Below are 15,824 nucleotides of genomic sequence, written 5' to 3' on the forward strand. Positions count from 1 at the left end.
CTTTCCTTAGGGAATTTTGCTCCATGAATTTAGCAACCAAATTTCCAATCAATAGGGGGCATTTAAAATGATTACCAATGAATTAATTGGTCATAATTTAAAACGTAAACGTGAAGCAATGAATTTGACGCAACAACAGGTCGCAACTTTACTAGGCCTAAAACGAGAACAAGTTTCCTTTTATGAAAACGGTCATAGAACAGTTAGCACTTCATTATTGCAAAAATTCGCAGGAATTTATGACTGTAAAATCACAGATTTATTAAATGAAAGTGAATACAATAAAATTAATCCCGTGTCTTTAGCATTTCGAGCGAATGAGGAAATCAATGATTTTGATCTAGAAGTAATTATGAATGCCAAAAAGTTGCTTGTAACATTTAATAAGTTAAAAACTCTTTAAAGGTAGGTGCTCAAGACTCATTATGGATTTAAATGATAAAATCGAAAATTTAGCTGATTTTGAACGTACAGCAAATCATTTCAGCGAATTACAATCAATTGATTTAAATGCTTTGTATGACAGAAATAATATTCATTTGCTTGAAAAGCCGTTAAGTGACGACATTTCAGGCATTTTTATGAAATACGAAGATGAGTATATGATTATCATTAACACGAATAAAACCAAGGGCCACCAAAATTTCACTAAAGCTCATGAATTTTATCATTTTAAATATGACAAAGACTTAACAACTCAAATTTGTAATGCTGCAAAATTTGATCCCACTAATGAGTCCGAGTTAAGTGCGGACTTATTTGCAACGTATTTTTTAATGCCTGAAAATGGAATAAAAACGATTTTATCAGAGGTACTAAAAGATACTAATGGACAAATAGACATTAGTGTATTACTTCATCTTGGAAATATTTTCAAAGTAAGCCATGCGGCATTGGTTCGTAGATTAAGAGATTTAAACTTAATTTCTCCTGAATTAGCACAACATTTTTATTCAATAAAAATTCGAGCTACTGCAAATCGTTATGGCTATCAACCTGATCTTTATAAATCAAGTCAAGAAACTCGTTTATTTTCAGATTATAAAGTTTTAGTTGAAAAACTATACAATGAAGAAAAAATAACAGAAAAAAAATATAACGAACTTTTAGAAAATGTTAACTCTCTAGGAATAATTAATACTCCCTATGAATTAGAGGAGGAAAATTCCGATGAGTAGTATTATTTGGGATACAGATGCATTAAGTGCCTTTTTATGGATTAATAAGCTTGAGATTTTAGTGAATAAATATTCAGCTTTTGAAAATATTGTATTAGAAGCTGTCCTTGATGAATTAAAAAATCCCAAAGTTCCACATCTTTATAAACGTTTTTTAGTTTATGAAGAGAATTTTATTCTTACAGATTTAGATATTACTAACCTTGAACAAATTACTTATTTTGAAAATTTAAGCGAAGTAATGGGTTCAGGCGAAGCTGCTTGTATTGCTTACGCAAAATTTTACTCAGGACAATATATTGGAAGTAATAACCTATCAGATATATCCAAAGTATGCGAAAAAGAAAATATTATTATAAAAACTACTGGTATAATTTTATGTGAATTAGTAGAGGATTCCGAATTGTCATTAGCCGATGCTGAACAAATTTGGGCAAATATGAAACTTAAAGGTAGAAAACTACCTGATTGTTCTTTTAATGATTACTATATTCAATACCAAAAAGAGCACCAATCTATTTAATTTAGATTGGTGCTCTTTTACCTCACTTACTTATGGTAAGGCTCCCCCTTCATAATCCGAAAACCACGATACACCTGCTCCAGCAAGATCAACTTCATCAATTGATGCGGAAACGTCATTTTCGAGAACGACAATTTCTCATCCGCACGCTTCAAGACTTCATCGTGCAGACCAAGAGAGCCCCCGATGACGAAGACGACTTTGCTGCGGCCATAGGTCATGAGCGATTCCATGTCTTTGGCGAGCTGCTCGGAAGTCTTCATTTTGCCGTCAATCGCGAGGGCGATGACGTAGGCGTCTTGTGGGATTTTGGCGAGTATGCGCTCGCCTTCTTTCTTTTTGACGATTTCCATATCCGCTTCGCTCAATTGCTCCGGCGCTTTTTCGTCCGCGACTTCTACCTCCGTGATTTTTGCATAAGCCCCTAAGCGTTTTGCATATTCTGCAATGCCCGCTTTCAAGTATTTCTCTTTCAGTTTTCCGACGGTCACAATGGAAATGTTCACAACTTATCCCCCTTTACATGAAATTTACAAACAAGTTGCCCACAGACTTTATGCACATATCCACAGGCAATTCTACATCTTGTAGAATTTTATTTACTCGCCACAAGATACAATGCCTGCTCTTCGCAGTAATTGCACTTTGTGGATAACTTTTCGCTATCTGATAATTCAGTCAGTATAGGATAGCTTTCTGTTTTGGCGACAAATTCGTCTAGCCCTTGTCCCACATGCGTTTGGCAGCAAAATAGCTCCATTTTTACGCCTCCTTTCGATTTCCGAATATTCAACACAGTTATGCACATTTCGTTCCCTTTTATCCACAATCCATTTTAACAGATATAAAACACTACGGATAGCGAAGCTTTTGTTGCCTGTGGATTGTTAATAATCGAAATTTAACAAAAAAGTTATCCACATGGTCTTTTTCCGAACAATTAGGCTTTGCCAGCCCAAAATCTGAGCTGCAAAGTGCATAATATTCAGCTCGTTTTTGCTTCTTCCTCTCAATTTCAATCACGTAAAAAAGCAGTTCCAGTCGGTGCATAAAACACCTTCTGGAACTGCTGGATCTTATAAGGTGGAATTGTCGGTTAGTTCAAGCTCAAATTCGAGCAATTCACCGTTTCGATATGCCTTTACTTGTAGGATATCCCCAATTTGCTTTTCGTTGTATAGATGCTTGCGCAATTCGATGATATCGCCAATTTCTTCTCCATCCATCTCAACGATGACGTCGTATTGGCGCATGCCTGCTTGATCCGCTGCCGAAGACGATACGACCGAACTGACGACGACACCAGATGTGATATCTTCCGGTAAATTCAATGTATCTGCTCGGTAGGCGCTTGGTACTTGCGCCAAATCGATTAAGGTAATGCCCATCGCCGGTCGCACCATTTCACCCGTTGCTTCGAGCTGATTGATGACTGGCAATGCCGAGTTGATCGGAATCGAGAAACCGATGCCTTCGACTTGTGAAGTGGCGATTTTCATGGAATTGATGCCAATCAATTGCCCTGCTAAATTGACGAGCGCGCCGCCACTGTTGCCGGGGTTGATCGCCGCATCTGTCTGCAAAACTTCTGCCTGCCAGTCTTGTGTTCCGTCACCATCCAAATCGACCGGAACTGCCCGGTCGGTTCCTGATACGACACCACTCGTCACAGAACCGGAAAACTCAAGTCCGAGCGGGTTGCCGATCGCGATCACCGCTTCGCCACGCTTTAACGCATCCGAATCGCCCAGTTCCACGACGTCCTGCACTTTATCATTGCTCATTTCAAGAACCGCGAGATCAGTCCAAATATCACTGCCGACTACTTGTGCCTCGACTTTCGCACCATCGGCCAAAGTCACTTCGATACTGTTAGCACCTTCGACCACGTGATAATTAGTCACGACATAAGCCGTATCGCCTTCACTTTTATAAATGACGCCAGAACCCGTGCCCACTGCCTGCTCCTGGCTTTGCGAGAAGAAATCCCCGCCCGTCTGGAGATTTGACACGCCAACGACCGCATCTGACGCTTCGTCGACTGCTTTCGTCACATCGGTCGTAATATCAAGCGACGCGCCTTGCTGTTCACGGCTTTGCTGCTGGATCTGGGTGCCGGAATCCGCTGAATCCGTCCCCGGCAATAAACCCGGTGCTTGTGAAAACAATCCCCACATCAACAGCGCCCCGACCATCACGCCGAACACCCCTGCAAAAAAACTACCCGCACGGCTCGGCTTCGGCTGCCGGCCATTCGGCGTTTGATTGTAATAACCCATAGCCTCCATCCTCTCTTATGCTTCTCTTTTTATCATAAGATGTACCCGTCAAAATGCAAGCAATCCTCCCCGCCTAAGCCCATCAGGAAGCTTCTATCCAACTTACTTTGTACACTTTTTAGTTGGATGATTGGGAAGCATCGCAACGTCAGCAACAATAACCTGACCGCTTTCTTTATATTCATTTCACCCTAGCTGATGGGAATGTAAGCGGCAAATAAATGGGCGAAGTCACACTAAGCCCATTTATTTGCGACGCATCTGCATCGCAGATGTGGGAGCAAATTTTTTCTGCCATACTTGAGTATCCCGAAAGTTGATCAATGCAGTTACCCGATTCGCTCCGGTAACTTTTACCCCAATCACTGTGCTTTTTCGGCATAGAGATCTTTTGACCAAGCTTATAGAACCAATCTATAGTATTGCATCCTCACTCTAGCTGATGGGAATGGAGGCGGCGAATAAATGGGCGAAGTCACGCTAAGCCCATTTATTTGCGACGCATCTGCATCGCAGATGTGGGAGCAACATAGTTACCCGATGCCCCAGGCAGCTGGCACCACAATTGCTATGCTTTTTCAAAATGGATTCCGACTTTGAGTAAGTTTTATAAAAACAAATATCTTTTATTTTCCCTCACTCTAGCTGATGGGAATGGAGGCGGCGACTCCTGCGGGAACAGCGCGAGCTGAAGACCCTGGACTGAGCACAGCGAGGGAAGCGGCTGAAGCCGTGCCCGCGGAAAGCGTCCGCCGCAATGAGCATCAGCGGCTAAATACGAGACTGCGGTAGCTGCATGACCCACATCCTGTGGGCCCGAAAACGTCCACTTTCACGGACATCAGCGGCTCTAAAAACCAAAAAAACTGCCCTACAAGCCATTTCTCAGGCTTCTAGAACAGTCTCTCCTCTTACCTCTATTCACACCACAACTAAAGGCGTCGCCTCAGTCGGAGACGTATCAAACAAATCGACATAATCGCCGACGAAGATGCCTTTCGTCTGCAAGGTCTGCTCGACGCTCATGCGCGCAAGGTCTTTCATGTTGTTATCTTTACTTAAATGTGACAAATAAATACGCGTCGGCTTTTCTGCCAGTACTTCTGACATCGCCACTGCCGCATCTTCATTCGACACGTGCCCTACATCGCTCAAGATGCGTCGTTTGACCGACCACGGGTAACGCCCCATCTGCAACATGCCGATGTCGTGGTTGCTCTCAAACACATACGCATCGGATGCGCCGATGATGCCCTTCATACGGTCACTGACATAGCCCGTATCGGTAATCAGTGCGAGCTTGCGGCCGTTCTCGTGAAACACGTAGAACATCGGGTCCGCCGCATCATGCGACACGCCAAACGATTCGATGTCGAGGCCGCCGAATGATTTCGTCGTCTCCATATCAAAATGGAAACGCTGCTCGATGGGAATCGCGCCGACGAGCCCGTCCATCGCCGTCCACGTTTTGGCATTGGCGTAAATGGGCACTTTATGCCGGCGGGCGGCGATGCCAAGCCCTTTAATATGATCGCTATGCTCATGGGTGACCAGAATGCCGTCGAGCTTGCCCATATCGCGGCCGATAGAGGCGAACAGCAACTCCAATTTCTTGCCGCTGAGCCCTGCGTCCACTAAAAATGCATGCTCGTCGTTTTCTATATAGATGGCATTGCCAGTCGAACCGCTGGCCAATACACTAAAGCGCATAGTTAAAATCTCCTTACTCTGCTGTTTCCTCGTTCTGTTTGTTCAATTCAATAACCCCATCCTTGATGGCATTAACGTAAAGATCTGTTTCCACGCCTTCGGAATCTTTGACCCGGATGCGCCAGGTTGGAACGAACATTTGCCGGTTCTCGGATACTTGTACATGAGTTGAATAGCCTAGTTCAGCTTCCGTAATGCGGCTGTTCGTTTTCAACAGACTCTTTTGGTAAAGCGTATGAATCGATTCCAATGGCGAAATCAATTTCTTCTGTTCTTCATTTTCGATGATGTTGTCGAATAGAGTTTGCTCAAAGCCGATCACTTCATCGTCTTCGTTCCAAAAGACGGTCAATTGGCCGCCTTTGCTGTGGAACAGTGGAACGCCTGAAATCTTCTGGAAAAACACCGCATGGTTTTGATCTTCATCAATTTGCCATAGCGAGTATTCTGAGCTTTCCGGTACTTCCTCTTCGATGAATGCCACAAGCGCATCTTCTTTGTCGCCATCGAGCTCAATCGGCTCATCGTAAGTGATTTGCAGCATTCGGCCATCGAGCACATTGACGACACCGTCGATATCCACTGCTGTTTCGGTAAACGCCTTCGATTCTCCGCGCACGTAAGGCTTGTCCTCAGATGACTCTGGCAAGGCCGAATACGTGATATTGTCGCCTCTCAATTTTTCATCGATGGTCGATTCGGGAAGCGGCTGAATCTGTTCTGCTTCCGTATAGCGATCGATATAAAGTGAGTACAAAAAGACATTGAGAATAGAAAAGACAATAATGAAAATTGTTTTTGTTTTACTCCAATCCAAGCCTCACGCCTCCTACTGATTCGTCAGATAGCCGTGTCCATTTGCCATTTGCTTTATAATACCAAGCCGGTTGGAACGTGATCAATTCAATCAATTGCTCGTCTTCGCTGCGTGTCAGCTCGTAGCCGATCATCACGGCCTCAACCGTCTCAAGGTCTATATCGAGGCGCGACACAGCCTCCAGAACCGCTTCGCCAGACGCCATTTCGATGGTGCGGGTTTCTACGACCGAATCGAGCAAATAGGTCGGGCGGCTATAGCGGAATGCCTGCTCGATGCCATCATCAATGCCCCATTCTACATCAAGGCTGACAGCCGTCGTATTGCTAAAGACCGGTGCGCCCTCGAAGAACAATTGATAACTGATTTGTTGATTGACCGATTTCATGCCGAAATACACATATTGGTCGGTCCATCCACCATGTTCATTCACAAAGTTAATCGAATTATACACGAGGTCGGATGGAATGGCGGGATCAGACGTTTCGGCTTTTGGCTGTACGTAATTGATGCTTTTTTGGCCATTCAACTCACGCATAATGGCCCCCGAATCATCCGTAAATTCTTCGCTCTGCAAATCTCCCGCAAACTCCGCCGTCGGGTTGTCCATAATGGCATCGGCGAATGTAGCAGGTGATGTCTCGTCCAGCAAATAATCAAAGCTGGTCTTCTCTAACGGATTTTCTGGCACATACACCGGCAGTCGGCCAATTCGTGAATCCGTTACGTAACGGGCATATTCTTTTGACTGTTGCACATAATCCCCGCGGAACTCAATCAACTCAGCATCCGATACTTGTGCTTCATAAATCCGGCCGGAACCGGTATTGATAAAGTACATCGTGGACTCAGGATTTTCCTCGGTGCCCCATTCCACAACAACGCGGTTGAATGTCGATTCCGGCAAATTATTATCGGTAATGTCCATAATGACATCGAATACAGGAAACGGCACAGCACCCGGATAATACAGCACGGTGCGCCCAGGTTCTTGCAAATACTGCTTAAGGGCATCCGTTCCTGCTTCTTCTTCAAACAATTGGACATCGGAAATCTCCCATCGCTGGATGGTTTCCAGCATCGCTTCAATGTCGGCCTGGGAGGATGTACCGGTTACTTCTTCTTCGTGGTGATACAACACTTTCACAGGGCGCACCACTTCATCGGCCGTTCGATTGTCGCCAATGGCTACATCCACTTGTGTCGGCGTTTCAATCTCCTGAAGCGATGGGGTGAAGGTCCAAATGGTGAATGTCAGTGCGAGGCTGAGCATAATCAGGACGAATAAGGCAACAGATTTTACATGCTCCAAATACTTCAATCCCATTCACCTCCATCATCAATTTCATATGGCAAGGTGAAATAAATCGAAGTTCCTTTGCCGTAACGGCTTTCCGCCCAGATTTTCCCACCGTGTGCATTGATCATTTCTTTTGAAATCGCCAGGCCAAGGCCTGTCCCGCCCATTGCACGCGAACGCGCACGGTCCACGCGGTAGAAGCGGTCGAAAATACGCTCGACGTTTTCTTTCGGAATGCCCATTCCTTCATCGCTGATCGACACGAGCAATTCCCCTTCTTTCTCGCGGACTGAAAAGCGGACTTTGCCGCCTTCCGGAGAATATTTCAAGGCATTGGAAATAATATTATCGATGACTTGCGTCAATTTATCGGTATCGATTTCCACAAAATACTGTGATTTCGGCACTTTTCGTTCAAACGATACATTTTGTGATTTCGACATCTCAAAACGGTCGATGATGCGGTTGAAAAATACACCGAATTCGACCATTTCGCGGCTCAAGTCCGCTTCGCTCGAATCCATCTTCGACAGTTTCAGCAAATCGTTGACGAGACGAATCATTCGCTCGGTTTCGGTTTGCGTGACGTTGAGGAAATTCGGTGCGAGATCCGGATCTTGCCAAGCGCCGTCAGCGAGCGCCTCCAAATAACTGCGCATTGTTGTAAGCGGTGTCCGCAATTCATGCGAGACGTTCGCCACGAACTCGCGGCGCTCGATGTCGATTTTCTCTTGTTCTGTATTATCGTGCAACACAGCGATCAAACCGTTAACAAAACCGGTCTCTTTTTGAATGACCGAGAACGTCGTGCGCAAAAGCGTCGCCTGATCATGCGAGCTGATATCGAGCGTGATCGCATCGCGCATATCGATCAAATCTTCGAACGTATACGCTTCATCCAAACCAAGCACTGTCGTCACCGGCCGGTTAATGACCGTTTCACGTGAAACATTCAATAACTGCAAGGCGGGCTCATTGATCAGGATAATGCGCCCTCTGCGATCGGTCGACAGAACGCCATCTGTCATATTGGCAAGCACCGATGCGAGTTTGCGCCGTTCGCTTTCTGTCGACTGCTGTGATTCCTGCAGCCGGTTCGTCAAATGATTGAACGCCCGGGCCAACTGGCCAATTTCATCTTCACTGTAAACACGTACTTTGCGCGAAAAATTACCTTTCGCCATCGCTTGTGCTTGCCTGCGCATATCGGCAATTGGCCGTGAAATCGTCTGTGCAACCAATATGCCGAGCACCGCCGTAATAACAAGTGCAATGGCAGTACCGCCAGCCAAAATCGAGTTGATGGTGTCCATTTGGTCATAGACATTCTCAACTTCCGCTTTGACGTACAGCGTACCGAGCATTTCACCACCGACCGCTGTAATTGGCAAGGTTCTCACCCATACCCGCTCTTCAAGGCTGCCATCTACATAGGTTTGCTCTAGCAGGGTCTCTCCGATAATGGACCGGCGAATCTGGTCGTCTGTCGAACGTTGGCCGACGAGCGATTGGTTCTCGCCCAGAGACGTGCCCAAAATCCGGTAGCGGTTATCAACCACGCGGATTTCATTGATGTCGCCCGAATCGAAATTCGTCAATACCGAACGGAGGCTCTGCTCAATGGTCAGGTCCTCCTCCGTCCGGTTGCGAATCATCTCTTCGCGTACGCTAAACTCGATGATTTCCATCCGGTCTCTAACGGAATCATTGAAATTATTGCGCAGTGTTTCTTCGAGCTGCTCGGAAAAATAAAGGCCGATGATCTGCATCGCTAATAGGATCAGCAAAATATAGATCAAGACAAATTTCACATGAATCGACTTAAAAAAACTGGTTTTCAGCATTCAGCCTACTCCTGTTCAGGGTTCCGCAGGTAGTAGCCGACGCCGCGACGCGTCACGATCCACGCTGGGTGACTCGGATTGTCTTCAATTTTTTCACGCAAGCGGCGAATGGTGACATCCACTGTCCGCACGTCACCGAAATAATCATAGCCCCACACCGTCTGCAGCAAATGCTCGCGCGTCATTACTTGGCCAATATGCTTCGCCAAATAATGCAACAGCTCGAACTCCCGGTGCGTCAATTCGATTGTCTCTTCACGCTTCAACACCAAATAGGCATCCGGTTGAATCGTCAGCGACCCGACTTGAATATCGTTTGAGCCAATGCCTTCCTCTTCTGCCGGCACAACGTTCTGGCGGCGCAAATTCGCTTTGACCCGCGCAATCAATTCACGCGTTGAGAAAGGCTTCGTGACGTAATCATCCGCTCCGAGCTCCAGTCCGAGTACTTTGTCGATCTCTGAGTCTTTCGCCGTCAGCATGATGATCGGAAAATCGAACTTCTTCCGCACTTCGCGGCATACTTCCATGCCGTCGCGGTTTGGCAGCATGATATCAAGCAGCATCAAGTCCGGCTGAATTTCTTCTGCCACTTTGATGGCCTCATCGCCGTCGTAAGCCACTACCACATTAAAGCCTTCTTTTTTCAAATTAAATTGCAAAATATCCGCAATTGGCTTCTCATCATCCACAACTAATATTGTTTTGTTCATCTATCTTCTCCCCCTCTGCATCCCAATTATTTCACATGTACCTAGCCGTTTTGACATTCTTTGCTACCCTTTACTTTATCATTATTTCAAGCATTTCGCACCTTTGGGTGGTCACAGCGGGGCTCAGCGATGTGCGGGTTCTAGAGGCGTAAATGCCTGGTAAGGGTTTGCTTGTGGAAACTATTTTTGCATTCTATTGGTACTTCAGCTTAGTAGTCGCCGCCTTGCTTTGGGTTGGCCTCTTGCCGTAAGCCAGGAAGAGCACCTGTCTTACGGCATCGGCTCACCCTTTTACGCTGGGCGGCTTGAAGATTTCATTGATTGAGGTGTGTTCAAGCAGATTTGCTTCTTTACCTAGTTGCCGGCTAGTTGGGGAATCGCTTCCCGGGATAAGTATAGAAAAAGATAGCAAGAAGTTTCTTGTCTACTTGTTCCGATCTTCTATTTAAGCTTCTTCTCAATAGTCGCCGCCTTGCTTTGGGTTGGCCTCTCGCCGTAAGCCAGGAAGAGCACCTGTCTTACGGCGTCGGCTCACCCTTTTACGCTTGGCGGCTTAAAGATTTCATTGATTGAGGTGTGTTCAAGTAGATTTGCTTCTTTACCTAGTTGCCGGCTAGTTGGGGAATCGCTTCCTGAGATGTGACATCTGACAAATAGCTGTTTGAACTGAAAATCACACTCTCTTTGATCCAAACGATATGAGCTACCAGACATGGAGCATCTCCTCATTTTTTGTCGAGTGGACAGAAGAAGTTGTCTTCCCCTCTAAAACTAGAGACGGAGTGGAAGGGGGCTGACGCCTGTGGGACCGCGCGGGCTGGCGAGACAAACGTGCCGCGCATTTTGCGGCACGTTGGCTCAACACCCGCCCCACGGCAAGCAGCCCCCTGCAACGAAGTCTGATAGCGCAAGCTATTTTACTCACTTGATCGAATGTTTTACAACACTAGAAGCATTATCTGTAAGCTATCTATATATTAAAATACAAAACAAGCTCCCAGCACGCTGGCAGCTTGTTGATCGTTTATTTTTTCACATAATCCAAAGGGTCACGGTCCTGGCCTTCGTAGGATAACTCGAAATGCAGGTGGATGCCTGTAGAGCGTCCTGTCGTCCCCATATCGCCGAGTTTCGTATGCGGGGATACTTTGTCGCCCACTTGGACGTCAATCGACGAGAGATGCGCATAGATCGTCTCATAGCCGTTCTTATGGTCAACGACGACGCGGTTGCCGAATGTGCCGGCTGCCCCTGCTTTGGTGACCGTGCCGTGGTCAGCGGAGACGATATCGAATGTATCGGGCTGTGCGATGTCGATGCCTTTATGGGCACGGCCCCAGCGCTGCCCTTTTTTGCTCGACACGTAGCCGCCGTCTGCCGGCCAGGTGAATTCGCCTGTGCCGACGCCCGGCAGTTCCTTCTCGCCTTCTAGGATGATTTTGTCGGCTGGCTCTTCCAGGATTTTCTCGCGTGTCTCGGAGCGGCCGACGCGCTCACCGTTGACTTCGCGTACGGCGTAACTGACCGCTTTTTCGCCGCGCTTGCCTTTTTGGCTGACTTCCATTTCGCCGATATAGATATCCTTGCTGTCTTTTTTGACCGTTTCGTAAGGCATGTTCTTCAATGCTTTTTCGGCTTTACTGACGAGCACATCCACCCCGAGCTCATCGGTTACGTGCTCTGCGGCTTGTTTGGGCGCCATCACTTGTTTGGGCGCCATCACTTGTTTCGGATCGATTTGTTTGGACAAGCCATTGACCGGCTGCGAAAAGGAAATGTCCGTGATGCGCGATTCGCCTGCTTTGAGCTCAGGCAAATCCGTTTCGTTTTGCTGCTGCTCGAATTGCTCGAGCTCCTTTTCGGTTACAGCTGTTTCTTTAATGAGCTGAATGGTTTCTTCGTAGGCTTCACGATCTTTTACATAGACTTCTGATTCATTGTCGACTCGCAAGGCGAAGGCCTCTGCCTGGATGGCCAATTGCTCGTCTAGCTGGCTGATGATCGTTTCGTCGTCTGCCGGATTCGAGGCTACGGCTTGTTCAGTGCGAACGGTTAGGTCCTCACTCGGTGCGAGACGCAAATCATCGTAATCGCTTGCGGTCGTCTTCAGTTTTTCATCAATTAAGTCATCGATCGGCGCATCGTCTGAGACGGCTCCGAGATAGCTAGCGTTGTGATAGATATGATAAACGGGCTCCAGGTTTTGCGACTCATTCGGTTCGGCAAAAATCGTGTTGGCGCCGAATGCACTGGCTGCAAGCACAAGGACTGTTCCGATTTTCCATTTGCGCAGGTTCAATTTGTCTTTGTTTGAGTGTTTCGCGTTCATGTTGCGGGTCGGGCTCCTTTCATCTTTCCGTGAGGAGGTTTTTTAACTTCCCCACTCTATCACATCTGTTTTCAATAGCTCACCTGATAAACTCATTGTTACCAATATGTTATGTACCATACAGTATTATCCATTTAATGTCATGATTTTCTTTAATTCTTCAAATAGAGGCAAAAAAATTATGATTTCTGTCCTTGTTTTCCATTTCATGGCTGTTCCTTGTGATTTTGTTGTCACAAACTTCATATATGGACTTTGGACGGTTGTTTCATTTATGGCGAAATTGTAGCCAAATAAAAAAGCCACTGCGCTTAAAGGCAGTGGCTTGTAGGTATTCGATTAACGCCAAACGCTTTTGACGATGTTTGTCTGGTTGCGGTCTGGCCCGACAGAGAAAATCGAGATCTGGACGCCAGTCAATTGCGAGATGCGCTCCAAATAATGGCGCGCGTTGTCCGGCAATTCATCCAATGATTTGCACGATGTAACGTCTTCAGACCAGCCTGGCATTTCTTCATAGACCGGTTCGCAGTCTGCGAGCATGCGCAAGTTCGCTGGGTATTCTGTGATCAGCTCGCCTTGATAGCGGTAAGCCGTACAGATTTTCACCGTATCGAGGCCTGTCAAGACATCGATCGAGTTGACGGTCAAATCCGTCAATCCGCTGACACGACGTGCATGGCGAACGACGACGCTGTCGAACCAGCCGATGCGGCGCGGACGGCCTGTTGTTGTACCGAATTCTTTACCGACTGTGCGAATCTTGTCGCCGATGTCGTCGAATAGTTCAGTTGGGAATGGTCCGTCACCAACACGGGATGTGTATGCTTTGCAGACGCCGATGACGTGTGAAATATTCGTCGGGCCTACGCCAGCACCAATCGTAACGCCGCCCGCTACTGGGTTGGACGATGTGACAAATGGGTAAGTACCTTGGTCGATATCGAGCATGACGCCTTGTGCGCCTTCGAATAGCACGCGGCGGCCGGCATCGAATGCATCGTTTAGCACTTTCGAAGTATCGGTCACGTATTGGGCAATTTCCTGCCCGTATTGATAATACTCTTCCATGATTTCCTCGACCGTAAAGCCTTCTGTTTCATAGAATTTCTCGAACATGCGGTTTTTCTCTTTCAAGTTCATGCGCAGTTTTTCTTCGAATACGACATGGTCCAGCAAATCTGCAATACGGATCCCGACGCGTGCCGCTTTGTCCATATATGCAGGCCCGATGCCTTTTCCAGTCGTGCCGATTTTGTTGGCGCCACGGCGCGCTTCTTCCACTTCGTCTTGCTTGATGTGGTAAGGCAAAATGACGTGCGCACGGTTTGAAATGCGCAAATTCTCTGTCGTCACTCCGCGATCGTGAAGGCCTTTCAGCTCTTGCACTAGCGCTTTCGGGTCGACGACCATGCCGTTGCCGATTACCGATGTTTTTTCTTTATAAAAAATCCCCGATGGAATCAAGTGCAATTTATACGTTTCGCCGCCAAAAATGATGGTGTGCCCAGCATTATTTCCGCCTTGATAACGTGCGATTACTTCTGCATGCTCTGATAGAAAATCCGTGATTTTCCCTTTTCCTTCGTCTCCCCATTGCGTTCCTACTACTACGACTGATGTCATCGTCCGCACCTCCGTTAGGCTTGTCGCCCTGTTTCAAACAGTCTTTATTGTACCAATAGAGTGCCTTGGCGTCAATATGAAACATAAGAAAACACGAACATAAAAATGCATGTCCGCATTTAATGTTCGTGTTTAATAGGTGTTTTAGAAATCGCCGCCGCCTTCATGGTCAGCCCAATCGATGGTGACGAACTTGTTGTATTCCTTCACAAACGCCAGTTTGACGGTGCCGGTCGGGCCGTTCCGCTGCTTGGCGATGATGATTTCGATCATGTTCTGATCTTCGGTTTCTTTGTCGTAATAATCTTCACGGTATAAAAACGACACAATATCGGCATCTTGCTCGATCGATCCGGATTCTCGCAAATCGGACATCATCGGCCGTTTGTCTTGCCGCTGCTCAACACCACGGGACAGCTGAGACAAGGCGATGACAGGGACTTCAAGTTCACGTGCCAGTCCTTTTAAGGAACGGGAAATATCGGATACTTCCTGCTGACGGTTCTCGCCGGCTTTGCCGGGCCCTTGGATCAGCTGCAAATAATCGATCATGATCATGCCAAGGCCGTATTCTTGTTTCAAGCGGCGGCATTTCGCGCGGATATCGTTAACGCGAATTCCTGGCGTGTCGTCGATAAAGATGCCGGCATTTGATAAACTGCCCATTGCCATCGTCAATTTGCGCCAGTCTTCATTTTGAAGCGCACCGGTCCGCATGACTTGGGCGTCGATATTGCCTTCAGCGCAGAGCATCCGCATAACGAGCTGCTCTGCCCCCATCTCCAAACTGAAGATGGCGACGTTCTCTTCGGTCTTGGTCGCGACGTTTTGCGCAACGTTAAGCGCAAAAGCTGTCTTACCAACGGACGGACGAGCGGCGACAATGATCAAATCATTGCGCTGAAAGCCTGCCGTCACTTTATCCAAGTCGCGGAATCCGGTCGGAATCCCCGTGACATCGCCTTTACGCGTATGCAATAGCTCAATATTATCGTAAGTTTTCACCAAGACATCTTTAATATGGATAAAGTCGCCCGCATTTTTGCGGCTCGACACTTCCATCATTTTTTTCTCGGCTTCTGCAAGCAATGCTTCTACTTCGTCTTCGCGCGTAAAGCCGTCTTCGACGATCGTGGTGGCCACACGGATGAGTCGGCGAAGCAAGGCTTTCTCTTCCACGATGTGGGCATAATGCCCAACGTTTGCGGCTGTTGGCACCGCATTAGCAATCTCTGTCAGGTACGATAAGCCGCCGACATCTTCGAGCTCTTTTTTGACCGATAGCTCTTCTGTCACGGTGACCAAATCCACCGCTTTGCCGCGGTCCGTCAAATCGATCATCGTCTGGAAAATCCTCTGATGGGCGACGCGGTAAAAATCTTCCGGCATGACGATTTCCGCTACGGAAACCAGTGCCTGTGGCTCCAGGAAAATGGCCCCGATAACGGATTGCTCGGCTTCCTGGTTATGCGGTGGGACGCGGTCGATCGATTCGTTCATATCTA

The 15,824-nt window shown here is 47.0% G+C and carries 14 protein-coding genes; 3 read left to right on the top strand and 11 right to left on the bottom strand.

The genetic code is table 11. The annotated features are described in order from the left end of the window. The first annotated feature begins 67 nt into the window (after window positions 1-67). From BBI11_RS16020 to BBI11_RS16030, 3 genes are read left to right on the top strand one after another with little or no spacing between them, the layout of a single operon-like run. Window positions 68-403, top strand: a complete 336-nt coding sequence (locus tag BBI11_RS16020; RefSeq protein ID WP_068459436.1) for a helix-turn-helix domain-containing protein — start codon at window positions 68-70, stop codon at window positions 401-403. A gap of 22 nt (window positions 404-425) precedes the next feature. Continuing rightward, a complete protein-coding gene (locus BBI11_RS16025; RefSeq protein WP_068459438.1) occupies window positions 426-1,178 on the top strand; it encodes an ImmA/IrrE family metallo-endopeptidase in 753 nt (250 codons plus the stop codon). Further along, window positions 1,171-1,701, top strand: coding sequence for a PIN domain-containing protein (locus BBI11_RS16030; RefSeq protein WP_068459439.1), 531 nt, complete (start codon window positions 1,171-1,173; stop codon window positions 1,699-1,701). The genes BBI11_RS16025 and BBI11_RS16030 overlap by 8 nt, the downstream gene beginning before the upstream one ends. 26 nt (window positions 1,702-1,727) lie before the next feature. Here BBI11_RS16030 and rlmH read toward each other — a convergent pair whose 3' ends face one another. The 11 genes from rlmH to dnaB form a co-directional block, all read right to left on the bottom strand. Further along, window positions 1,728-2,207 (bottom strand): 23S rRNA (pseudouridine(1915)-N(3))-methyltransferase RlmH, encoded by a 480-nt coding sequence (rlmH, locus tag BBI11_RS16035; RefSeq protein ID WP_068459441.1) that lies wholly within the window; start codon window positions 2,205-2,207, stop codon window positions 1,728-1,730. A gap of 89 nt (window positions 2,208-2,296) precedes the next feature. After that, entirely contained in the window at window positions 2,297-2,461 is a 165-nt protein-coding gene (locus BBI11_RS16040; protein ID WP_068459443.1) for a CxxH/CxxC protein, read from the bottom strand. Between the two features lie 316 nt (window positions 2,462-2,777). Next, window positions 2,778-3,980, bottom strand: a complete 1,203-nt coding sequence (locus BBI11_RS16050) for a S1C family serine protease (protein WP_068459447.1) — start codon at window positions 3,978-3,980, stop codon at window positions 2,778-2,780. 921 nt (window positions 3,981-4,901) lie between these two features. After that, window positions 4,902-5,690, bottom strand: coding sequence for an MBL fold metallo-hydrolase (locus BBI11_RS16055; RefSeq protein WP_068459449.1), 789 nt, complete (start codon window positions 5,688-5,690; stop codon window positions 4,902-4,904). A gap of 13 nt (window positions 5,691-5,703) precedes the next feature. Further along, the gene (locus BBI11_RS16060; RefSeq protein ID WP_068459451.1) at window positions 5,704-6,507 is read right to left on the bottom strand and encodes a two-component system regulatory protein YycI; all 804 of its coding nucleotides are present in this window, start codon (window positions 6,505-6,507) and stop codon (window positions 5,704-5,706) included. Next, on the bottom strand, window positions 6,494-7,834 hold the full coding sequence (locus BBI11_RS16065; protein ID WP_083389135.1) for a YycH family regulatory protein: 1,341 nt from the start codon (window positions 7,832-7,834) through the stop codon (window positions 6,494-6,496). Before BBI11_RS16065 ends, BBI11_RS16060 begins: the two co-directional genes overlap by 14 nt. Further along, on the bottom strand, window positions 7,825-9,651 hold the full coding sequence (gene walK / locus BBI11_RS16070) for a cell wall metabolism sensor histidine kinase WalK (protein ID WP_068459452.1): 1,827 nt from the start codon (window positions 9,649-9,651) through the stop codon (window positions 7,825-7,827). The genes BBI11_RS16065 and walK overlap by 10 nt, the downstream gene beginning before the upstream one ends. Window positions 9,652-9,656: 5 nt before the next feature. Next, window positions 9,657-10,364, bottom strand: a complete 708-nt coding sequence (gene yycF, locus BBI11_RS16075; protein ID WP_068459454.1) for a response regulator YycF — start codon at window positions 10,362-10,364, stop codon at window positions 9,657-9,659. Window positions 10,365-11,388: 1,024 nt separating this feature from the next. Beyond that, entirely contained in the window at window positions 11,389-12,693 is a 1,305-nt protein-coding gene (locus tag BBI11_RS16080) for a M23 family metallopeptidase (protein ID WP_068459456.1), read from the bottom strand. Between the two features lie 339 nt (window positions 12,694-13,032). Beyond that, window positions 13,033-14,319 (bottom strand): adenylosuccinate synthase, encoded by a 1,287-nt coding sequence (locus tag BBI11_RS16085; protein WP_068459457.1) that lies wholly within the window; start codon window positions 14,317-14,319, stop codon window positions 13,033-13,035. Window positions 14,320-14,463: 144 nt separating this feature from the next. Continuing rightward, window positions 14,464-15,819 carry a replicative DNA helicase gene (dnaB, locus tag BBI11_RS16090; RefSeq protein ID WP_068459459.1) on the bottom strand — a complete coding sequence of 452 codons (1,356 nt, stop codon included), beginning with the start codon at window positions 15,817-15,819 and terminating at the stop codon, window positions 14,464-14,466. Window positions 15,820-15,824: the final 5 nt, after the last annotated feature.

It is taken from the genome of Planococcus maritimus, assembly GCF_001687625.2.
GTDB lineage: Bacteria > Bacillota > Bacilli > Bacillales_A > Planococcaceae > Planococcus > Planococcus maritimus.